This window comes from Rudanella paleaurantiibacter (assembly GCF_009184635.1).
Classification (GTDB): domain Bacteria; phylum Bacteroidota; class Bacteroidia; order Cytophagales; family Spirosomataceae; genus Rudanella; species Rudanella paleaurantiibacter.
The window spans coordinates 1,067,026-1,087,563 of record NZ_WELI01000001.1; the positions used below are offsets into that span (position 1 = coordinate 1,067,026).

16 protein-coding genes are annotated in these 20,538 nt (G+C 55.6%); 2 read left to right on the forward strand and 14 right to left on the reverse strand.

The window, feature by feature from the left end:
- Positions 1-3: 3 nt before the first annotated feature.
- The gene (locus F5984_RS04125) at positions 4-750 is read right to left on the reverse strand and encodes an SOS response-associated peptidase (protein WP_152122969.1); all 747 of its coding nucleotides are present in this window, start codon (positions 748-750) and stop codon (positions 4-6) included.
- A 141-nt stretch (positions 751-891) separates the two neighbouring features.
- Between F5984_RS04125 and F5984_RS04130 the strand changes: the two genes are divergently transcribed.
- Complete coding sequence (locus F5984_RS04130) at positions 892-1,524, forward strand: pyridoxamine 5'-phosphate oxidase family protein (protein ID WP_152122970.1); 633 nt, start codon at positions 892-894, stop codon at positions 1,522-1,524.
- Between the two features lie 198 nt (positions 1,525-1,722).
- Here F5984_RS04130 and F5984_RS04135 read toward each other — a convergent pair whose 3' ends face one another.
- The 13 genes from F5984_RS04135 to F5984_RS04195 form a co-directional block, all read right to left on the reverse strand.
- Positions 1,723-3,135: a Gfo/Idh/MocA family protein gene (locus F5984_RS04135; RefSeq protein WP_152122971.1), complete on the reverse strand. Its 1,413-nt coding sequence runs from the start codon at positions 3,133-3,135 to the stop codon at positions 1,723-1,725.
- A 22-nt stretch (positions 3,136-3,157) separates the two neighbouring features.
- A complete protein-coding gene (locus F5984_RS04140; protein WP_152122972.1) occupies positions 3,158-4,243 on the reverse strand; it encodes a hypothetical protein in 1,086 nt (361 codons plus the stop codon).
- A gap of 16 nt (positions 4,244-4,259) precedes the next feature.
- Complete coding sequence (locus F5984_RS04145) at positions 4,260-6,326, reverse strand: glycoside hydrolase family 20 zincin-like fold domain-containing protein (RefSeq protein WP_152122973.1); 2,067 nt, start codon at positions 6,324-6,326, stop codon at positions 4,260-4,262.
- Between the two features lie 532 nt (positions 6,327-6,858).
- Positions 6,859-7,602, reverse strand: coding sequence for an SDR family NAD(P)-dependent oxidoreductase (locus tag F5984_RS04150; protein WP_152122974.1), 744 nt, complete (start codon positions 7,600-7,602; stop codon positions 6,859-6,861).
- Positions 7,603-7,866: 264 nt separating this feature from the next.
- Positions 7,867-8,820, reverse strand: coding sequence for a dihydrodipicolinate synthase family protein (locus F5984_RS04155; RefSeq protein ID WP_152122975.1), 954 nt, complete (start codon positions 8,818-8,820; stop codon positions 7,867-7,869).
- Complete coding sequence (locus F5984_RS04160; protein ID WP_152122976.1) at positions 8,817-9,758, reverse strand: DMT family transporter; 942 nt, start codon at positions 9,756-9,758, stop codon at positions 8,817-8,819. The genes F5984_RS04155 and F5984_RS04160 overlap by 4 nt, the downstream gene beginning before the upstream one ends.
- Positions 9,755-10,888 (reverse strand): mandelate racemase/muconate lactonizing enzyme family protein, encoded by a 1,134-nt coding sequence (locus F5984_RS04165; protein ID WP_152122977.1) that lies wholly within the window; start codon positions 10,886-10,888, stop codon positions 9,755-9,757. Before F5984_RS04165 ends, F5984_RS04160 begins: the two co-directional genes overlap by 4 nt.
- The gene (locus tag F5984_RS04170) at positions 10,885-11,856 is read right to left on the reverse strand and encodes a 3-hydroxyacyl-CoA dehydrogenase family protein (RefSeq protein WP_152122978.1); all 972 of its coding nucleotides are present in this window, start codon (positions 11,854-11,856) and stop codon (positions 10,885-10,887) included. The genes F5984_RS04165 and F5984_RS04170 overlap by 4 nt, the downstream gene beginning before the upstream one ends.
- Positions 11,857-11,864: 8 nt before the next feature.
- Positions 11,865-12,251, reverse strand: a complete 387-nt coding sequence (locus F5984_RS04175) for a RidA family protein (RefSeq protein WP_152122979.1) — start codon at positions 12,249-12,251, stop codon at positions 11,865-11,867.
- A 150-nt stretch (positions 12,252-12,401) separates the two neighbouring features.
- A complete protein-coding gene (locus F5984_RS04180; RefSeq protein WP_152122980.1) occupies positions 12,402-13,217 on the reverse strand; it encodes a creatininase family protein in 816 nt (271 codons plus the stop codon).
- A gap of 296 nt (positions 13,218-13,513) precedes the next feature.
- Positions 13,514-15,304 carry a RagB/SusD family nutrient uptake outer membrane protein gene (locus tag F5984_RS04185; protein ID WP_152122981.1) on the reverse strand — a complete coding sequence of 597 codons (1,791 nt, stop codon included), beginning with the start codon at positions 15,302-15,304 and terminating at the stop codon, positions 13,514-13,516.
- 21 nt (positions 15,305-15,325) lie between these two features.
- Complete coding sequence (locus F5984_RS04190; protein WP_152122982.1) at positions 15,326-18,490, reverse strand: SusC/RagA family TonB-linked outer membrane protein; 3,165 nt, start codon at positions 18,488-18,490, stop codon at positions 15,326-15,328.
- Between the two features lie 197 nt (positions 18,491-18,687).
- On the reverse strand, positions 18,688-19,326 hold the full coding sequence (locus F5984_RS04195; protein WP_152122983.1) for a GntR family transcriptional regulator: 639 nt from the start codon (positions 19,324-19,326) through the stop codon (positions 18,688-18,690).
- Positions 19,327-19,508: 182 nt separating this feature from the next.
- Here F5984_RS04195 and F5984_RS04200 point away from each other — a divergent pair, with 182 nt between their 5' ends.
- The gene (locus F5984_RS04200; RefSeq protein ID WP_152122984.1) at positions 19,509-20,516 is read left to right on the forward strand and encodes a Gfo/Idh/MocA family protein; all 1,008 of its coding nucleotides are present in this window, start codon (positions 19,509-19,511) and stop codon (positions 20,514-20,516) included.
- Positions 20,517-20,538: the final 22 nt, after the last annotated feature.

The window sequence follows — 20,538 nt, forward strand, 5'->3', positions numbered from 1 at the left end:
CGGTCAGGCGGCAAACAATTCGGGTTTGCGGGCCAGTTCGGGGTAGTTGGCGGGCTCCAGCACCTCCGGAACATCGCTGGGTTCCGTGCGCGAGGTAATCCGTTTGCTGATCGAGTGGCTGTGCATCCGGCTGGCGGGGTAGGGCGTAGCCAGTAGTTCGAGGGTCTGTTTTTCGTCCAGCGACTCGTGCAGCCAGGCCTGTTCGGCTTCGGGGGTGAGCAGGCACGGCATCCGCTGCTTCGTGTTATGAATGGCGGCCAGCAACGGGTTGGCGTCGGTGGTCAGCAGCGTGTAGGTAGTAACCAACTCGCCTGATTCGGGATCGGGCCATTCGTCCCACAAACCGGCCACCGAAAATAGGGGGCTGTCGGTCGTCGTGATATAAAAGGGGTACTTTTTACTACCAATTGTATGCCACTCGTAAAAACCGGTCATCGGGATCAGGCAACGCTGCCCCTGCTGGGCGGCCGTTCGGAACGAGGGTTTCTCGAAGATACTTTCCGAGCGGGCATTGATTGTTTTGGCCCGGATCTGATCGGCATCGTCGGCCGAGCGCACCCAACGCGGAATGAGCCCCCACCGGATGTACCGAAACTGCTCGGGTTGCTGGCGGGTTAGAATGGGCCATGCCGGAAACCCGAACGCGCTGGCGTGGTACACCGGTTCCAACGTACTCCCCTTGGGGAGGGTGGCTTTAAACCGACGTTCGAGCGCGGGTTGATCCGTTATGAGCGAAGTATGATAACACATGATTGACGGTCCGGTGCGGTCCGTTGAGCCGTATAAGGCACCGGGTAAGCGTAACAAGGATTAGACTTAGGTATAACAAACCAGAAAGGGATGGAGTTAGAAAAGAGTTCTGACCAACCGACGAACCCCGCATTTTTCCCGATGGATTCATTCCCCAAATCGACTGTTTCGGATACGTCCGTTCATACGACATTGACCCATATCGAACAGAAGTTCTGGGCGCAGCTGGCGTCGGCACCGGGTGAAAAAGAAAACGGATTTCAAACCCTGACGCTCGTCACGCAGTCGGACGACGGGCCGCCCGATGCCCGGATGGTTGTGTTGCGGCAGGTGGACGCCGAGCGCCGGGTGCTCTGGTTTCATACCGATCGTCGGGCGGGGAAAGTGGCTCAGCTTCGGGTTCACCCGGTGGCTACGCTCTTGTTCTGGGACCGAACTACGCAGGTGCAACTCCGCTGCCGGGTAAAGGCGCAGCTCCACACCGACGATGCCCCCGCCGACGCGCAGTGGGCGGCAACGTGGGAGGGGAGTCGCAAAATGTATCTGTCGGAACAGGAGCCGGGAAGCCCGCAGCCGGAGCCGTATCCGGGGTTTCCGCGTGAGCTGGGTGAGCGGCTACCCACCCGCGATGAGTCGGAGGCCGGGCGGGCTAATTTCGCAGCTGTGGCCTGTACGGTATTATCAATTGATTACCTCAATCTGGGCCGGGCGGGCCAAACCCGCGCCCGTTTTTCATACGACGGCGACCCCGAAGCGATTTGGTTAGCGCCTTGAGTGGGGGAGCGGTTTGACTACTGGCGGGGGGGCGACCACCCCCCTGCCCCCTCCTTGAACTAAGGAGGGGGAAACTTACCAGACAATCAAAGAAACCACAAGTAGTCGCTTACGTTATTCAAGATTGACGTTTTCTCCTCCCCCTCCTGTTTTTCAGGAGGGGGTAGGAGGTGGTAAAATCGGTGGTAAACCTACCCCCTACACTTTAGCCTGCGTAGTGCCGCCGGTGGTCATCGAAATATCGACGGGCTTGTTTTTCTTCCAGGCTCCACGCGTAAAGTCGGGAACATCAATTGAGTTGGAGCGGTTGGCAATCGACCAGGTGCTCAGGGGCCCAATTGAACTCCAGAGGGCCGCATCGTACACGTCCTGGTCGAGCGGAAGCCCGTTGCGCAGGCAGTCAATGGTTCGCCAGTCCATCAGGAAGTCCATGCCGCCGTGACCACCCACTTTTTTGGCTACTTCGCCCATTTTTTTCACAATGGGCGGCATGTATTTGGCCTCCAAAACTTTGTATTCGCCCTCGCTCACCCAGTCGTGACTCGTTGAGAACCGACCCGGCTCCGGGTACTTGAGCGAAACGCCTTTGGTGCCGCTCACGAGCTGAATTCGGGAGTAAGGCCGGGGCGACGACACATCGAACTGTACTAGAATCGTCTTTCCTTTTTTGGTCCGAATGGTCGAGTTGTTCATGTTGCCGTTGAACGAACGCCCGGCATAGGGTTTGTAAAAATTGTCCTGAGCGGCCAGTTCTTTGGCGCGGTCGCCGAGGCTGAAATCGTTTGTCGACATCGAGACGAGATAGTCCATTTGATCGCCCCGGTTGATGTCGAGTACCTGACAAATTGGTCCTAATCCGTGCGTGGGGTAGAGGTTACCCTTGCGTTTTGAGTTTTCTTCCAGCTCCCACATCTGGTAGAAGTGGGTCTTTGAAAACATGTAGTCCTGCAAATTGTGGATGTAGGCACCTTCGCAGTGCACAATTTCGCCGAAATATCCCTGCCGGGCCATGTTGAGCGTCAGCAGCTCATGGAAATCGTAGCAGCAGTTTTCAACCATCATGCAGTGCTTACGGGTCTTTTCCGACGTTTCGACGAGTTGCCAGGCTTCTTCCAGCGTTTTAGCGGCTGGCACCTCCACACACACGTGTTTGCCGTGGTTCATCGAAAACAGGGCCATTGGCGTATGGTAGGCCCAGGGCGTCAGAATATACACCAGGTCGAGGTCGGTGCGCTCGGCCAGCTTTTTCCAGATATCCGCACTCCCCGAATAGGTTTGGGGGGTATGGCCTGATGCCGAAACAAGCTTTTTGGCTTTGTTTACCTGCTCTTCGCGGAGGTCGCAGAGCGCCCGGATATCCACGCCCGCGAGTTTGTTGAGCCGCTCTACCGCGCCCATGCCCCGGTTTCCGATGCCAATAATGCCTACCCGAACGGTATCTAGTTTGGGGGCTGCGTACCCCGACATATTAAACGTTTGTGGGGGCGCGTACCGGGCTTGTTCTTCAATGCGGAGCAGATCGTCGGGGGTAGCAGCAAACGCCGACAGCGAGCTGCCTGCCAGTAGACCGAGGCCGGTTTTTTTAAGGAAATCTCTGCGGTTGTTTTCCATCGGAGTGTCGTTGAAGAGGGGTTTATTCGTTGAAAAGGGCATCGCCCAGAAAAGCCGGTCTGTAACCGTTGTCGGTAGCCCATTGGACGGCTGTTAGAATCCGGTCGCGGTAATCGGGCTGATAGGCTTCGTAAAACGGGTAGAAGTATTGTTCATGCACCAGAAAATCGACGTAGGGCGGCAGGCCTGAGGGTGCATCGGCGTAGCTGTTCAGAAATGGCACAATGTCGGGCAGGTCTTTTTTGTCGAGCACTATGCTGCTCCTGACAAAGGTGATGCTCTCGCGGGTGTCGTGCCACACAAACCGCTTTTTCAGGTGCCGCCGTTGCGGTACGTCGAGGTAGTACGATACGGCCGGGAGGTCGTCGTCGACGTTGAAATACCCGAGTTGGGCTACATAGCCCGCATCGCGCATGGCCCGCGACCCCTCCATGGTGGCTTCGCCCCAGTGAATGGTGGTTACGGGGCCCATGAGGGGCTCGCCCGCAAACCGGCGGATCTCGTTCATAATCAGATCACAGTCACGGCGTACCACCTCATAGCCAGCCGTGCGGTAGGGCATATCGGGAAATTCGGCCAGGGCATGAAAGCTGAGCCGGAGCCAATGGGCATTCTGCTGCCACTCGGCGCGGTACTTGTCCGGAAACTGCGACAGATTGAAGCCGTCGGTTTGGTAAAAAAGGTTCAGGTGAATGGGGGTGCCGTACTGCGCGTGTACCTCCCGCAGAAAACCCAGAAACGGATTGTCGAACAGGGAGCTGTAGGTGTCCTGATTCCTGTAAATGTCGCGCAGAAACCAAATGTTATCGTCGATAGACAGGCGGTAGTGGCCCGCAAAGTTCAGCAGCCGAAACACCGTGATTCGGGCTTGCTCATTCGTCGTGTGGTCGCGGGCCACCAGCGTGTTTTTAAAGGCCGACAGGCTTACCTCGGCCGTATAGAGCCCGTTATGTTCGGTGGCAGGCTGGTCGTTAATCGTGACCGAATGTCCCGTTGGTGCCTGCACCTGCACTGGAATCAGCAGGGTGTTGCCCTGCCGTTGCCCATCGCGGGTGTGGAGCATATCGCCCTCAATGGGGTTGACAAAGTGAAGGGTTGATGTGTTCATCGGGTTGTTGAGTGGGTTAGAAATCGGGGGTAAACAGCCTCTCGAACGTGGGTACCGGCTCGGTTTTAAGGTTCTGGATTTTGTAATCGAGTACCTTGAGGTGCAGCTTGCGCCAGAGGCTAAAGTCGAGGTCGAAGCGGCCGAGCATGGTGTTGAGCCGGAACGGCATACACTCGTCGAGCCAGGCTTCGGCATAGGCGGTTTTGAGTTCGCCAGTTTCGTCCTGCGCATCTACCAGCAGGCTATGGCAAGGGTAGGTGAGGTCGTAAAACACAAAATCTTCGGTTTTGCGCACCACCATAGCCTCGTTCCAGCGGTCGGTAATGGCTTTAGCCCACAAAAACCGCATGGCCGTGTAGTTGACCAGCCGGGCCGTTACGAGCAGGGAGTTGACCAGGCCACGGTCGGCTTTGGGGGCTTTTTGAATGGCCGTAATAAGTTGTTCGGCAGCCGCTTCGGTGTGTTTTCGCACGGCTTCGAAGTCGGTTTTGTGCTCGGTCGTATTTTTGAGGTAATAGGCCGAAAACGGATTCGACCAGGCTTCGATGAGGGTGCCACGCGGCAGGCTTTGGGTGTTTTTGCCGAGGCATTTGTCGAGATACTGCCCGGCCGTAGCCAGATGGTCGTATGCCTGTTGCAGCTCGCTTGCTATGCCGGGGTGAACCAGGGCGGAGTAGGCGGTCGTGAAACTGGCCTTGTCGGGGGCAATACCTTGCCAGGCACCGATGCCCCCATACGCCATAAACAACCACGACGCCCGCACAAACGGCTCCACCGAATCGGTCCAGACGGAGGTGATGTAGCCGCGTGTCTGGTGCTTGAGCCCCACCTGTAGGCAAAGGTCCATATTGGTGTACGTATAGTCAGAAGCGGGGTAGATGTGCCCCCAGCCCGACACGGCTGGTTGGATAAAAAACGGCTTTTTCTCTTTCAGAACGGGGTTCAGGTAGCGGTAGATGGCCGTGGAGTCGGGGGTGTACTCCCAGATGACGGGCACCACTTCGGCCGGAAACTTACCGATAATGTCGGGGTAGTACGAACTCATATCGGTCCAGGCCATCACCGTTTTGTTGTACGGTTTGAGGGCCTCCGTCACAAACTTGAGCTGATCAATGTACAGGGCTTCGGGGTTGAGCCCGGTTGTAGCATCGCCAGCTAACCGTTTGGTTTCCCAGGTTTCGTCGAATCCGACATGGATAAACGGACTCGTAAACAAGTCCATGTACTGGCCAATCCAGTTGCGCAGCAGGGTTTGCACACCCGGCTTGCGGGGGTCGAGTTCGTGGCCGTAGGTGCCAATGGCGAGGTCGGCGTATTTTTCGTTACGGATCAGTTCGTGCAGGTGGCCGTAAAAATTTACGAACGGAATCACGTCGATGTGTCGCTCACGGGCGTATTCGACAATGCTTTTGACTTCGGCTTTCGTATAGCTGGCTTTGTAATTGAGCGTTGGGAAGCCGTCGAGCTGAATGCTCACTTCGTTGTAGAAGTAGTACTGATTGGTTTTCCAGCGGGCCAGAAAATCAAGCTGACGTTTGATTTCGGCCACGGTCAGCAGGCCACCGTGGGCAAAATCCATCATGACGCCCCGGTACGCCAGGCGGGGTTTGTCGTCGATTGTCACCGTGGGCAGCCAGGCTGTGGGGCCACTACCTTGTATCAGTTGCCGGAGGGTTTGCACAGCATAGTACAGGCCCGCTGAGGTTTCGGCCGTAATGTCGATGCCTTTGGGCGTTACGACTAGCCGGTATGCTTCGCGTTTGTTGCCGTTGGTAGCTTCGTTGGGGCCGGGCAGTTCACCCCCCACCGACCGAACAGTGTACCGGACTGTAGCGGCCGAGGCCGAAGCGGCTTTCCGGACGGGGGAGCCGCTTCGTTCCTCGATCCACTTTTTTAGCTCGTTGATTGAAAATGTAAACGCCCTGTGTGTATTGGCCCGCTCAAACACCGTCAGGTTGCGCAGCGGCAGTTGCCCCGACCCGTATTGCACTGATGCCGGTTTGGGAAGCAAGACTGGCTGCTGGGCAAAACTGCTCAGGTGCCAAAACAGGCCAATAACAAGGAGGGTAAGAACCCGGAACATACAATGTGGTTTAAGGTTTTTTTTGGGGGAGGTTTACCAACGGCAGCGGCCGACCCCCCCCGGCCCCGGAACGCCGGACCGCCCTCCTTGAACTAAGGAGGGGGAGGTTTACCAGACAATCGATGCGATCCTAGGTAGCCTTACGGTAATCAAGGTTGATCACCGGCCCCTGTTGACCACCCCCCGGCCCCTCCTGAAAACCAGGAGGGGGAGGAGAAAACGTCGATCTTGATTAACGTAAGCGACTACTTATGATTTCATTGATTGTCTGGTAAGTTTCCCACTTCTTAATTCAAGGAGGGGGAGGAGAAACGTCAATCTTGAATAACGTAAGCGACTACTTATGATTTCGTTGATTGTCTGGTAAGTTTCCCCTTCCTTGAATTAAGGAGGGGGAGGAGAAACGTCAATCTTGAATAACGTAAGCGACTGCTTATGATTTCATTGCTTGTCTGGTAAGTTTCCCCCTCCTTAATTCAAGGAGGGGGTTAGGGGGTGGTCAACCGCTGCCGGTGGTGGTAAAACATCCCCCTTAATACGTAGCCCGGCCGCCCGACAGGTCGAAGGTGAAGCCTGTGGTAAAGCTGTTTTTGGGCGAAACGATGTAGGCCGCGAGGTTGGCAGCCTCGTCGAGGGTGCCGCAGCGTTTCATCGGGATCTTGTCGGTCATGTACGTTACCTGCGCTTCGGGCATAGCGTCTACGAGCGGGGTCCGAATCACGGCCGGGGCTAGTGCATTGACGGTAATGCCCGTTTCGGCGTACTCCTTGCCCTGCACTTTGGTCATGCCGATAACGGCCGCTTTGGAGGCTGAGTACGCCAGCATACCCGCATTGCCCTCTTTGCCGGCAATAGAAGCAATGTGCAAAATCCGGCCGTAGTGTTGCGCCAACATGATCGGCAGAACCGCCTTGGCCGTGAAAAAGCTGCTCATAAAATTGACCATGAACACCTTTTGCAGATTCTCACTGCTAACCTCGTGGCTTTTGATGTTGGTTGCCCCGGTAATGCCTACGCAATTGACCAGAATATCAATCCGGCCAAAGTGGGCCACTACCTGTTGCATGACCTCGCTCACCCGGTTTTCGTCGGTAATGTCAATGCCGATGGGCAGAACGTTGTCGGCACCCTGACCAAACTCCCCGGTGAGCCCTTCGGTATTGAAGTCGAGGAGGGCCACGTTGGCGCCTTCGGCCAGTAATTTGTGGGCAATGGCCAGCCCGATGCCTGAAGCAGCCCCCGTCACGACGGCTACCTGTCCGCTAAATTCCTGCATCCTAAAAATAGGGTTTAAAATAGTTTAGGGTTTAAGGTTTATCGTGTTGTTTCAGTTCTGGATATTCGGACTTCAGACACTGGACGTTAGACTTACTACCTTTCTGTATGAAGGTCTAATGTCCAGTGTCCAACGTCTAATGTCCAGAAGTGAGTCGTTTTCCAAGGCGACCTATTGAACGAACCGCAAGTCGCGTGAAACCGTGAACCAGAAACCGGAGCACCAACTGCCCGAAACCATGAACCACTTATGTGATTTTGTCGCTTACGCCAGCACTTTCTCTACCGGCCGAATGGCGTACGTTTCGTCGTTGAGCAGCTCCACAACGCGCTCGTTCAGCTCCCGAATGTAGCGTACACTCGACGCGTCGGGGATGTAAGCGGCTTTGCGGGCAATGCTGTTTGAGAGTACCCCACGCGCCATGAGCAGCTCTTTTTCGGCATAGTGGAAAAGCTCCATGTTTTGCAGCGAAAAGAAAATCTGCGGCATAATCTTCTCAAACAGATCGAAGGCTTTGGCATCTTCACCGTTTCGGCGGAGGGTAAACACCCGTTGCAGAATATCGGCTACGGCCAGGCCGGGCATCACGCCCTGAATACCTACCGGCACCAGTTCGAGCATGTAGAGGCCACCCCAGCCCTCAAAAAGACCAATTTTGCCTTTGGTGGCTTCGATGATAGCCTCAAACTTGGGCGCGCACAGGGGCTCTTCCAGTTTGAGGTATTTGAAGTTGGGGTGCTCGTTCATCAGCTCCTGAATAAACGACACACTGATCGACGAGCCGCCGGGGTTAAAATCCTGAATCAGAACGGGTGTGTTCGGAATAGCCTCCAGAAACTCCGACAGGTAGGCCTTGAGGGAGGTTTCGGGCAGGCTGAAAATGCGCGGTACGGCGAGTGAAATCACATCGGCCCCGGCATCTACGTTGGCCTGTGCCAGCCGGATAGCTACTTTGAGCGAAGGGTGATTCGACTGGGCCACTACTTTCATCCGGCCGGCCGCGTGGTCTACGGCTACCCGCACCACCCGGAGTTTCTCGTCGTCAGTGAGTTTATAAAATTCGCTGGCGTAAGCGGGCAGGCAGGCGGCCCCGATACCCCCGGCAATGGCAAAATCGACCAGGTTGCGGAGGGCGTTTTCGTCAATTTCTTCCTGCTCTGTAAATGGGGTGGGGATAATGGGTACTACGCCGAAAAGATCGTTGTCTGTCGTTGTCATAACTTGGCTGTTTCTGGGTTGATATTCACCACTTTTTTTTGTTGTACTTTACTATCAACAATGGATAGGATAAGGGTTGAGGTTAAGACGAGGATACCGCCAATAATGGCTTGCTGGTTCAGGGTTTCGCCGAGCCAGATGGCGGCAATGGGCAAGCCCATAAACGTGATCAGGTAGTTGGAAACGGCTATCTGCATGGCGTCCAGATTTTTCATGGCCTTGAACAGCAGGAGCATCGACAGGAAGTTATGGAACACCGTCAGCGAAATCATCCCGATCCAGGTATTCGTGGTAAAATCGGGGATGCGCGCAAACGTGTCGGGCTCGTAGTACAGCACCAGGGGCGTCAGCAGAATGGACATCACGAGGTAGGTATAGAACACCATTTCCATCTCGGTGTAGTCGTTGGCTACTTTTTTACAGCCTACGTTGTAGTAGGCGTTGCCCAATATGGCCAGAAAAATCATGATGTTGCCCACGGCATAGCGCGAGCTTAGGTCGGCACTCTTAATGTCGTCGGTAGAGCAGAGCACCACCCCGATAATGGCAATGCCGAAGCTGATCCAGCGGGCAGTATTCATTTTTTCGCGCAGGATGAAAAACGCGAACACTGCCGTAATCACGGGTAGGGCCATGACCAGAATGGCCGCGTTGCTGGCGAGCGAGTACTGGGTGCCCCAGGTCATGAGTACCTGCGACGGAAACGCCCCCAGTGCGGCCAGTTGCACAAACACCAGCACGTCTTTGAGCCGCTTGTTGCCCTTACGGAAATCGCGCACCACAAAGGGTGCCAGAAAAATGGTGGCCAGCAACATAGGTGCCCAGACCGTGAAGTACGGCCCCACCTGATCCTGCGTGAGCTTGATACTGGTGAAATGAAACGCCCAGATCAGGTTGCAGAAAAACAGAATGGCCCACGACATAATTGACTTGTTCATACGCGCTTGTCTAAAATCCGGTTCGTTGAGAAATGACTAAGAGCAGCCCGGTCCAGCTCGACACCGAGGCCCGGCCCCGACGGTACCAGGGCGGCTCCGCTCTCGAACCGGATGGGTTCCTGAATCAGGTCGTCGGTGCGTACCAGCTCACCGAACAGGTCGGCGGGGAGGGTGCAACTGATACTGGCAGCGGCAATGTGCAGGCCCATGGCTTCCGAAATACCCAGGTCTACCTCTGAGCCTCGCCAACAGGCTTTCCCTTCCAGATGGGCTATTTCGGCCAGCAACACGCAGCTGTAGGCCGGGCCGTTGAAGTTGTACCCGTCGACGGCGTCGGCCCGGACAAAGTCAATCATGTCGCGGATATCCTGGGTGTACGGCAGCGAAATGTGCCGGTACATGGGTATGCCGAGCGTCTCGCGGAGGTAGTTGAAACCGGCCACGTCGGGGTGCAAAATGGGGTCTTCGAGCCCAAGCATGATTGTTTTGTCGACGCCCTCCATCAGCCGGAGGGTGGTTTCTACGTCGGTCCACCGTTGGTTCGGGTCGAGCAGAATTTTAATGCCTTCTCCGCACGTTTTACGGATTTCTTCGGTCCAGAGCCGTACGGGGTCTTCGTCGGAGCATTTGAACTTAAACGCTTTGTGGCCCTTCTGCATGGCTTCGTAGGCTTTTTGGGCGGCATCTTCAGGGGTGCGCCGGCCCGTCCAGCCGAAACAGTCGACGCGGTCGCGGTAGGCTCCGCCGAGTAGTTGCGAAACCGGCACACCGAGTCGTTGGCCCACTACGTCGAGTACGGCGCATTCAAAGGCTTCGTACACGCGGGCATCGTTCACCGGCAACTGTCGCCAGTTGAGCCGCAGCACATCTTTTCCGAGTAAACTCTGCATGGCCTGCTCAATGGCCTCGGCGGTGGCGCTGCGGTACGTTTCACCAATGCCCACGAGCCCGTTTTCGAGCGTCAGTTCGATAATCCATTTGGGCTGATTGGCAAATTCGGTCCAGCGTTCGCCCGTCAGAAACTTCTGGGCGAAGGCTGCGTCTTTGTCATGCACCTCGTCTGAGTTGAGGCTGCCGGGTTTGGCCGGCACCACGACTTCGGTGGCTTTGATGGCAGTAATACGGGTCATGGGGCGGGGTCGGTAGGGGGTAGGCTGTATTTCTGGGCCAGCTTACGAATGTCGTAGCTGAACGCAATGAATTTTTCTTCCCACGCGTGGGCGGTCTCGGGCGTGTAGGGGTAAAACCCGTGGGCGTTTTGCACGCCTTTGGCCCCGGCCGCTACCAGTTCTTCCATCATGCGCGGGGTGTTGGGGGTATTGCTGAGGTCGGGAAACAGGTCGTTCATGACGGTGAGGTAGGCCGGAATACCCGTCAGGTCCATGAACCGGAATGGCCCGGCAAACGTGATCCAGTACCCCAGGTCGTTGCGCAGCGACCGGTCAACGTCTTCCACCGTTGCGTAGCCATTCTCGACCAGATAAAACGCTTCGCGCAGCATGGCGTACATGATGCGGTTGGTGATAAAGCCCCGAATATCTTTCCGCAGCAGCGACGGCTCTTTTCCCCAGCTTTCGGCCAGGGATACCAGCCGGTGGGCGTAAGCCGGGTCGGTGGCATCACCGCAAATCACCTCCATGAACCGGGTGATGTGGGCGGGTTCGGCCCAGTGCAAACCGAGCACGCGTTCGGGGTGTTGGAGGCCGCTTTGCAGAACCGAGACCGGAATGGCCGAGGTGTTGCTGCCGATAATAGCTGTGGGCGACAACACCGTTTCGAGCCGTCGGTAGACCTCTTTTTTCTCTGCTACACTCTCAATTATCGACTCAATCACCACCTCGTGCCCGCGCAGGTCGGCCACCTCGTCGGTGATCTGTATACGTTGAATCAGAGCCTCCGGTGCGGTGGTGAGCAGTCCCTCGGCCTGTAGCTGTTCCAGGTAGCCCCGAATTCGGGTCCGGGCTTCGTCGGCCTGTTGGATGTCTTTGACCAATGAGGTGACAGAGTGGCCAGCCGCGAGCAAACAGGTGGCAATGCTGCTTCCCATCAGGCCCAGGCCCACCGTGCCAATTGGTATGTTCTGTTGCGGGTTTTTCACGCGTTGGGTTATTTGGATTGGATACGCGCAATGGCGTCGATTTCAATTTTGATCCCGTCGGCCAGCACAGATTGTACCGTGGTGCGGGCGGGCTTGATGCCCGGAAAGAAACGCTTGTAAGCCTCGTTGTACCGGTCGAAGTCGGCAATATTTTCGAGGTGAACGGTGCATTTCACAATATCGTCGACTGTCCCTCCGGCGGCTTCTACAATTTTCTGCACATGTTGAAGCGTCAGCAGGGTTTCTTCTTCAATGGTGCCGTGGAGCACCTCGCCCGTGGCCAGGTTGAGCGACCCCTGACCGCTCACAAAAAGCAGATCGCCAACGAGTACACCCGCTGAGTACGCGCCTGTATCGACCTGTTTATCGGGGTGATGAATTTCGATTTTTTGCATGTTTAATGGCTTGTGGTTAAGGGTTTAGGTTTCGAGTTTCTAGCGTGGTTTCGACTAATTTTTACTAAGTGAATGAATCATGTAAAATGTATAATGAACAATTGTATTACCTGTTGATAATCAGCCATGTCATTGTCCATTTTACACTATTCATTTTACATTTAACTCTGTCTGACTACTTATCACCAATTCACTCTTTCTCCATCCGCTAAAGGCACTCAAAAACTCGGTCAGGGCGTTCAGGGCCGTTTCGAACAGGTGTTTTCCTTTGTCGGCGGTACCTTTTTGGGGTTCTCCACTGCTACCGTTGCTGGAGATAAACTCGGTTTGTTTGAACACCGTAACGCCCCGGTACGGCTCGTCGTCTTCCCAGCCGACGTAGCCGTTAGGGGCCGGTCGTCGGGCACGTTCGACCCGGTCCATCCAGACCTTTTCGGGGAACAGGTGGAGCATCAGGCTTGTCTCGTACTCACAGGCATGGCTCAGGGCCGGGCTTTCCATAGGTGCCTCGCCCGCAAACGCTTTACCGCCCAACTCCCAGTACGTAGCCAGGGCAATAAGGGGGCTATGGGTCCGGTCGAAGCGGTGGCTGAGCAGAGCCAATGCCTGCCGAACCGGGGTAATGTTGCCACCATGCCCGTTGAGCAGCACAATGCGTTCGAAACCGGCCTGAACCAGCGAGCTCACCAGGTCGATCACCACTTGCGTGTACAGCTCCGGGCTCAGGCTCAGCGTGCCCCCAAACGCCAGATGGTGGTGGCTCGACCCAACCGGCAGGGTAGGGCAGAGCAGGACCGTATCGGGCAGTTGGGCTTCGGCCTGTTGAGCCAGTTGGGTCACAATGTCGGTATCCGTCGACACCGACAGGTGGGGGCCGTGCTGCTCGATAGCGCCGAGCGGCAACAGCACCACCTTATCGGCGCGACATTGGTTAAGGGTAGGGTATGGGGCTGCGTGAAAAAGCATACAGAAGGAAAGCGGTGGAATAGAAGCGGTGGTTTGGGCGTTTAAGTTACCCCATCTGCCAAACAAGTTGTAATCCGGTGCTGATGGAACCCCTTGATACTTGCTGCAAATGGGGTAGACTGACTCGCTTTACCAATTTAAATGTTTACCACCCCCCGGCCCCCTCCTGAAAAACAGGAGGGGGAGACTTACCAGTCAAGCTGTGAGACTAGAAGTACCCCTTTGGTAGTCAAGTTTAACTTACTCACCACCCCCTCCTTAGTTCAAGGAGGGGGCCGGGGGGTGGTTGTGATCAATTAATACCCCGGATTCTGCTTCAGTGTGGGCGTACCGTTCACCACACTCAGGTCGATTTGGGCCTGCGGAATCGGGTAAAGTTCGGTTTTGCCTTTCTTGAAGGTGGCCCCTTTCATGTACGTGAAGTCGTAGCCCGGAATCGACGTTTCGTGTTTTACATAGGCGTTGAGCACGTTGGCCATGTAGCCCGTACCGTTGTCCCACCGGCGTAGGTCGAAGAACCGGTGTCCCTCCATGGCCAACTCCAGTTTGCGCTCAAACCGGACAGCCTCGCGGGCAAAATCCTTGCCTTTGGCCGTAAACTCGTTGGTGTACAGACCCACTTTGTAGTTGGCAGCCGGTTCATTGGTGAAACCCTGCAACGGGTTGGCCGGGTTGATGTACTTTTTTACCCAACCCGCCGGATTGGCGGCCCGTGCCCGCACCCGGTTTACGTACTCCTGCGCCTTGGCCAGACTCCCGATTTCAACCTCTACTTCGGCGGCCCAGAGCAGCACGTCGGCAAAGCGAATCATGGTGTAATTGTTCGATGTCCAGCGCGAGAAAGCCGAGGTTGTAGCGGCCTGTGCCTGGTAATAAACCGTCTTGATGGGGCTGTACGGACCCGCTACCGACTGCACCCGAATCCAGGCCTTGCCGGGGTGGTTGCCCCAGTCGAGGTAGGGGATACCCCGGCGGCCTACCGTCCAGTCGAGCCGGGCGTCGAGCGTACCTTCGTGGGGGGTAAACGGCGTACTGCTTTCAATGTTCTGGTCGTTTTTTACGTCCGAATCGTTGAAAGTATCGATGAGCGGCAGACCGGTATTTGGGTCGGTTTTGTACGAATTAACGAGGCTGAACGAGGGCTGATACGCTCCGCAGCAGGTAGCCGGGCCACCCATCGGGAAATTGAGGGCGTCGCCGTAGTTACCGTTCTGGAAGTTCTCCGACACAGACATCTGCACCGCAAATACCGACTCAGGGCCGTTTTTCTTCGAGGGGTTAAAGTTATCGGCGTAGTTCACTAGCGCGTACTTCTGCCCGGCGGCCGTTACGCCGTTGGCAATAATGTCTTCGAGCACCGGTTTAGCCTCGGCGTATTTGTCCTGAAACATATACACCTTGGCCAGAAACGCCTTGGCAGCCCAGCTGTTGGCCCGACCAACTTCGGTTTTGGTGGCCGTCAGGTTATCGGCGGCAAACTTAAAGTCGGCTTCGATCTTGGGCCAGGCTGAGGTCGAGTTGGGTACATTGAAGTTACCGTTCGAGTAGCTCACGTTCTCGTCCAGATACGGAATGTTTTCCCACATCTTGGCAGCCTCAAAGTGATACACGGCCCGCAGAAACGTAGCCTCGGCTTTGAGTTGCTTGGCTTCGTCGGCCGAGAGCGAGGGGTCGTTCACCTTGGCCAGCACCCGCAGTACGTCGTTGGCGCGCTGCACCCCGGCATACAGCACCACCCATTTGTTGTTGAAAGGAGCCAGCGAGGGGTCGTAGTTGTAGCTCTCGACCGATTCCATCGGGGGCAGGGCCGATGCCTGCGTACCCGTGTGGGCGTCGTCGGAGGTGACACCCCCGAAAATCCAGTTGCTCACACCCACAAAATAGTAGGTGGTGTTGGGTACACCCCAGCCGTCGAGCAGCGAGTATGCCCCCGTGAGCAGACCATTAACCCCGGCCTTGTTGGCCAGAGTGGCCTCGCCGGTAGTACCCAGCGGCCCAATTTCGAGGTAGTCTTTGTTACAGCCGTTGGTGGTAACGAGCAAAAGGGCCAGGCTTGCTGCGGAGAGTAAGGCTTTCGCTTTTTTCATGGCGATAAAGAGTTTGGCGGGTTAGAAAGACAGGTTCAAACCGAAGATGAAATTTTTCTGATTGCCCGGATAATTGGCGTAATCGACGCCGAAGGCTGAGCTTAATCCGCTGATTTCGGGGTCGAGGCCGGTGTATTTCGTCAGCGTGAACAGGTTGGCCCCCTGCGCGTACACCCGCAGTTTGTTCAGGCCGATTTTGCGGAGCTGGGCCGGGCTGATGGTGTAGCCAATCACCAGCGAACGCAGTTTCAGGAACGACCCGTTCTCGACATAGAAGGAGTTGGAAACGCCCGATGAGCTAAACGAACCCGTCGACTCGATTTTGGGGATGTTGCTGTTGGGGTTTTCCGGCGACCAGGCGTTGAGCAAATCGTTGCTTTTGCCGCCTACGTAGGTGCTGAAGAAGTGCGTAAACGACTTCACGGTGTTGTAAATCTCGTTGCCCTGTGAGCCGTAGAGCACACTCGAAAAATCGAAGTTGCGGTACGTCAGGCCCAGATTCAGGCCGTAGGTAAAGGCCGGGTTGGGGCTGCCGAGGAAAGTGCGGTCGTTGGCGTCGATTTTGTTGTCGCCGTTGATGTCGGCGTAGCGGAACCGGCCCGGTGCGGCCCCACTCTGCGCGGGGGCCGAGGTTACCTCCGACTCATTCTTGAACAGGCCCATCACTTTGTACCCGAAGAACGAGCTCACCGGTTGCCCCTCCTGATTCCGAATCACGTTGCCCAGGTTTTGGGTGTTGGCCGCGTCGAAATAGCCCGGTCCTGGAATATTTACCACCGTGTTCTGGTAGGTGGTAATGTTGGCCCCGATGCTGTAGCGCAGATCGGTGCCTACGGTGCCCCTATACGTCAGGTTCGCGTCGAAACCCTTGTTCTGAATGTCGCCGATGTTAACTGTTGGGGGGGTAGCGCCACCGGCCGTAGCGGGCAGTGGCTCGCTGAAGAGCAGCCCGTTGATCGATTTTTTGTAGTATTCGAGCGAGAGGTCGAGTCGGTTGTTGAGGAACGTAGCGTCCAGACCGATGTTCTGCACAATGTTTTCTTCCCAGCCCGTGTTGGGGTTGCCAATGCTCGTTTGGGCAAATCCCTGTGAGAGCCGCCCGGCCCCGCTGATGTCGTAATAAGCATTGAAGAACGTACCCCCGAAGAGCGTAAAGGCATTCTGTGGGCTCACGTTGTTCTGCGACCCCAGTACCCCGTAGCTACCCCGCAGTTTGAGGTCGTCGATCCAGGTAACATCTTCCATGAACTTCTCGCCTTTGACGCGCCAGCCGAGCGATACCGACGGGAATACACCGTACCGCTTGTTGGCTCCGAACCGCGACGAACCATCGCGCCGAACGGTTACCCCCACGAGGTACTTGTCGGCATAGGCGTAATCGAGCCGGGTAAACAGCGAAAACAGGGTGTTGTTGTACGCGCTGCTGCCGTTGGTGATGTTTGTGGTACCGTTGGTGAGGCTCAGGTAGTCGAAATTAGTCGAAAACAACCCGCTCGATGAGCCCGTCAGGAACCGGCCGTAGTTACGAATGGCCTCCGAACCGGCAATTACTTTCACCGAATGCTGACCGAGCGTTTTGGCAAACGAGAGGGTGTTGGTCCACATCGTGTTGCTGTTGTACAGGGCCGACTCGGCAAACGAGTTGGGGTTGGTGTTGCCCTCTGAGTTGTTGTACGGCGTAAAAGTAAAGTTGGTATAGTACTGATTGTCAATGAATCCGCCGATGCTGGTGCGGGCCGTGAAGTACTTCAGGAAATCGACTTCGGCAAACACATTGCCCACCACGTTCCAGGTGTTCGACTTGTTGTTGAGCGTGTTGTTCTGCACGGCCACCGGGTTCGATGAGCTACCCAGTTCTGGCCCGGCAAACGTGCCGCCGTAGTTGCCCCGAATGTCGTATACCGGGATAATCGGCATGGCGCGGTAGGTCCAGGCAATAGGGTTGCCTGTGCTGAGGTTATCAAAACCGGGGTTCTGCTTGTAGAACACGTACAGGTTTTCGCCTACCCGGATGTTTTTGCGCACCTTAAACTGGGTGTTCACCCGCGCCGAGTAGCGTTTGAGGTAGGTGTTCAGGAGTGTGCCCTGCTGGTTGAAATAACCCAGCGAAACCAGGTAGTTCGATTTGTCGGTGCCCCCGCTGGCGGTGAGGTTATGGTTGGTGATGGGCGCGGGCTTAAATACCTCGTGGAACCAGTCGGTACCGGTTTTGTTGACGGCCTGAATCAGGTAGTTGTTGGCCGGATTGTTGGCGTCGAAATTATAGCGCGAGGGGTCAACGGCCGGGGTGCCTGCGTTGCCTACCCCGGTTGCACTACGCCCCCGGTACATAAAGTCGGGCAGGCCGTTCTGAAACAGGCCCGTATTGGGATACGCAATTTTGGTAAGCCGGGCAAAATCCTGCGAGTTGAGCAGGTTCCAGACGTTACCCTGCTGCGGAATCTGGGTGCCGTAGTAGGCATCGTACGAGAGCGTAGGCTGCCCCGACTTCCCCTTTTTGGTGGTCACAACCAATACCCCGTTGGAGCCCCGAACCCCGTAAATGGCGGCAGCACCGGCATCTTTCAGCACCTGCACCGACTCAATATCGTCGGCGCTCACGTCGTTCAGTTCGCCCTGAATCCCGTCGATGAGTACGAGTGGCTGGGTGTTACCAAATGAGCTAATGCCCCGGATAAAAATGTTGGCCGGGCTACCCGGTGCCCCCGAACTGATCACGTTGACACCGGCTGCCTGCCCTTGCAGCGCCTGCACCGCCGACCCCGCCGGTACGGACTTGAGCGCCTTCATGTCGACAATCGACACCGAGCCGATGATGTCTTTCTTGCGCTCAGTGTTGTAGCCCGTCACCACTACCTCGCTCAGTGACGTGGTGGTTGGCGCGAGAGCCACGTCCAGAAACGTCTGGTTGCCTACCGTAATTTCCTGGGTGAGATACCCGATGTACGAAACCACCACAACGGCATTGGCGGGAACGTTGAGTGTAAATCCACCCTCGGCGTCGGTTACGGTGCCGCTGTTGGTGGTGCCTTTCAAAAGAATAGTAGCCCCGGCAATGGGCTTCTGGTCGTCGGTGCCGATAACCTTACCCTTCAGCTGGGTTTGGGCATGCACCACAATGGAGGTCAATAAACAGGCCAGCAAAAGGCAAACCCTGGCTTTGCGGAACAGGAGAGTGTAGACCATAAATAAGTTAGGTTTAAAGGTGTCAGTGCAATGGCCAACCGTTGTTACGATTTTGTGTTTACAAATAAAGGTAAATTTTGTAAACAATAAAAAGTGGTTAAAAAAATTTTTCTGGGATGGGGTTTGGCCATAGATAGAACTAAAAAAGGCATTGGAGTCCCAATGCCTTTTTACGGTATAGATAAAATATGTTTACCTTATTCGAGTTCGAGGGCCGATACCTCGCCCCGGATCAGGTGTTTGGAGAGGGCTTCCTGGGCTAGTTTAAGATCGCGCTCGCGTAAGGCCTGTACAATTTGCCGGTGCTCCTGGTCCGTTTGTTCGTAGTCGTCCATGTGAATTTGGGTCTTGCCCAGCTTCTGATGGAACAGCGGAATGTTACTCAGCTCGTATATATTCTTTAGCTTGTCGTTGGCGGCAATGGCAATGAGCGTTTCGTGAAATTTTACGTCTGCTTCGCAGGCACCGCCAAAATACCCCCGTTCAACCATCGCTGTAAAGTCGTTGCAAATCTGTTCGAGCTGCTTAATTCCCTCGGCATCAATCTTCTGAATAGCCAGCCGAATAGCACCCAGTTCCAGAATTTCGCGCAACTCCCGAATCTCGCGGACATCGGCAGCCGTGAGTGTCTTTACAAAGTAGCCGCCTTTCTCGCCAAACTCAATTAGCTGTTCGCCCAGCAGACGGGTCAGGGCCTCGCGGACCGCCATCCGATTTACGTCGAGCTTTTTAGCCCAGATATCCTCTTTTAGCCGGGTTCCCGATACCAACTGGTTAGAAAGTATCTTTCGCCGGAGCTCCAGATAGACCTTATTGGCGAGCGAATCGATTTTCATGCTTATTTCTTTTTAAACAAAAAATGCCTTGTTTTGTAAACAAAATTTGGTGTTGGAATAAAGGTAGTATTACTTTTTGCACATAAACAAGCGAAGGGCCGGTTTTCTGGGCGCGTGTTTTTCGCCGAAAAGTAAAACCACTTCTGTAATAGCTTCTAAACACATACTGAATTCAATCGTTTATGCCTACTTCTTATCCAAACCGACGACAGTTTATGCAGCGGGCTGCCCTGGGCAGTGTGGTGCTGAGCCTGTCTGAACCCACTTCACTTTTTACCGCATCCGTTGCCCCCGGCAAACGGGTAGGCATCATTGGCCTCGATACATCGCACAGCACCGCTTTTGTCAAGGTACTCAACGCCCCCACGCCCGACCCGGCTTTTTTGGGTTATCAGGTGGTGGCGGCTTACCCGTACGGGAGCCGCGACATCGAAAGCAGTACCAAGCGGATTCCGGGTTATACTGAGGAGGTGAAGAAAGCAGGCGTCGAGATTGTGGATTCGATTGACGCCCTGCTCAAAAAGGTTGATGTGGTGATGCTCGAAACCAACGACGGCCGTCTGCACCGCGAGCAGGCCCTTCAGGTGCTGAAGGCGGGCAAACGATTGTTTATTGATAAACCCATTGCGGCCTCGCTAACCGACGTGCTGGCTATTTTCGGAGCGGCCCGGCAGTACAAAATCCCTATTTTTTCGGCCTCGTCGCTCCGCCATATAAAAGGGATCGAAGCCGTCGACAAGTCGAAGGTGGTAGGGGCCGACACGTTCAGCCCGGCCGTGCTCGAAAAAACGCACCCCGACCTGTTCTGGTACGGCATCCACGGGGTCGAAACGTTATACACCGTAATGGGTACCGGTTGCCGGCAGGTGATACGAATCCATAACGAGGGCACCGATATTGTAGTGGGTACCTGGGCCGACGGTCGCGTGGGTACATTCAGAGGTACGCGCACGGGCAAGCACGATTACGGCGGCACAGTGTTTACCCAAACCGGTAACCTCACGCTGGGGCCCTACGGCGGTTACGACCCTCTGCTGAAAGATATTGTTCGCTATTTCGATACGGGCGAAGTGCCCGTAACCCCCGAAGAAACCATCGAGATTTTTGCCTTTATGGAGGCCGCCGACGAAAGCAAGCGTCGGGGGGGCGTGCCCGTCACGCTCGAAAGTGTGCTGGCTAAGGCTAAATAACGCACCGACTCGCTCCCTGCTT

Excerpts from the sequence above, each read along its gene's own strand:
- F5984_RS04130 (WP_152122970.1), top strand. The coding sequence starts at position 892 with ATGGATTCATTCCCCAAATCGACTGTTTCGGATACGTCCGTTCATACG.
- F5984_RS04150 (WP_152122974.1), bottom strand. The coding sequence starts at position 7,602 with ATGCAGGAATTTAGCGGACAGGTAGCCGTCGTGACGGGGGCTGCTTCA.
- F5984_RS04155 (WP_152122975.1), bottom strand. The coding sequence starts at position 8,820 with ATGACAACGACAGACAACGATCTTTTCGGCGTAGTACCCATTATCCCC.
- F5984_RS04165 (WP_152122977.1), bottom strand. The coding sequence starts at position 10,888 with ATGACCCGTATTACTGCCATCAAAGCCACCGAAGTCGTGGTGCCGGCC.
- F5984_RS04180 (WP_152122980.1), bottom strand. The coding sequence starts at position 13,217 with ATGCTTTTTCACGCAGCCCCATACCCTACCCTTAACCAATGTCGCGCC.
- F5984_RS04185 (WP_152122981.1), bottom strand. The coding sequence starts at position 15,304 with ATGAAAAAAGCGAAAGCCTTACTCTCCGCAGCAAGCCTGGCCCTTTTG.
- F5984_RS04160 (WP_152122976.1), bottom strand. The coding sequence starts at position 9,758 with ATGAACAAGTCAATTATGTCGTGGGCCATTCTGTTTTTCTGCAACCTG.
- F5984_RS04135 (WP_152122971.1), bottom strand. The coding sequence starts at position 3,135 with ATGGAAAACAACCGCAGAGATTTCCTTAAAAAAACCGGCCTCGGTCTA.
- F5984_RS04140 (WP_152122972.1), bottom strand. The coding sequence starts at position 4,243 with ATGAACACATCAACCCTTCACTTTGTCAACCCCATTGAGGGCGATATG.
- F5984_RS04200 (WP_152122984.1), top strand. The coding sequence starts at position 19,509 with ATGCCTACTTCTTATCCAAACCGACGACAGTTTATGCAGCGGGCTGCC.
- F5984_RS04195 (WP_152122983.1), bottom strand. The coding sequence starts at position 19,326 with ATGAAAATCGATTCGCTCGCCAATAAGGTCTATCTGGAGCTCCGGCGA.
- F5984_RS04145 (WP_152122973.1), bottom strand. The coding sequence starts at position 6,326 with ATGTTCCGGGTTCTTACCCTCCTTGTTATTGGCCTGTTTTGGCACCTG.
- F5984_RS04175 (WP_152122979.1), bottom strand. The coding sequence starts at position 12,251 with ATGCAAAAAATCGAAATTCATCACCCCGATAAACAGGTCGATACAGGC.
- F5984_RS04125 (WP_152122969.1), bottom strand. The coding sequence starts at position 750 with ATGTGTTATCATACTTCGCTCATAACGGATCAACCCGCGCTCGAACGT.
- F5984_RS04190 (WP_152122982.1), bottom strand. The coding sequence starts at position 18,490 with ATGGTCTACACTCTCCTGTTCCGCAAAGCCAGGGTTTGCCTTTTGCTG.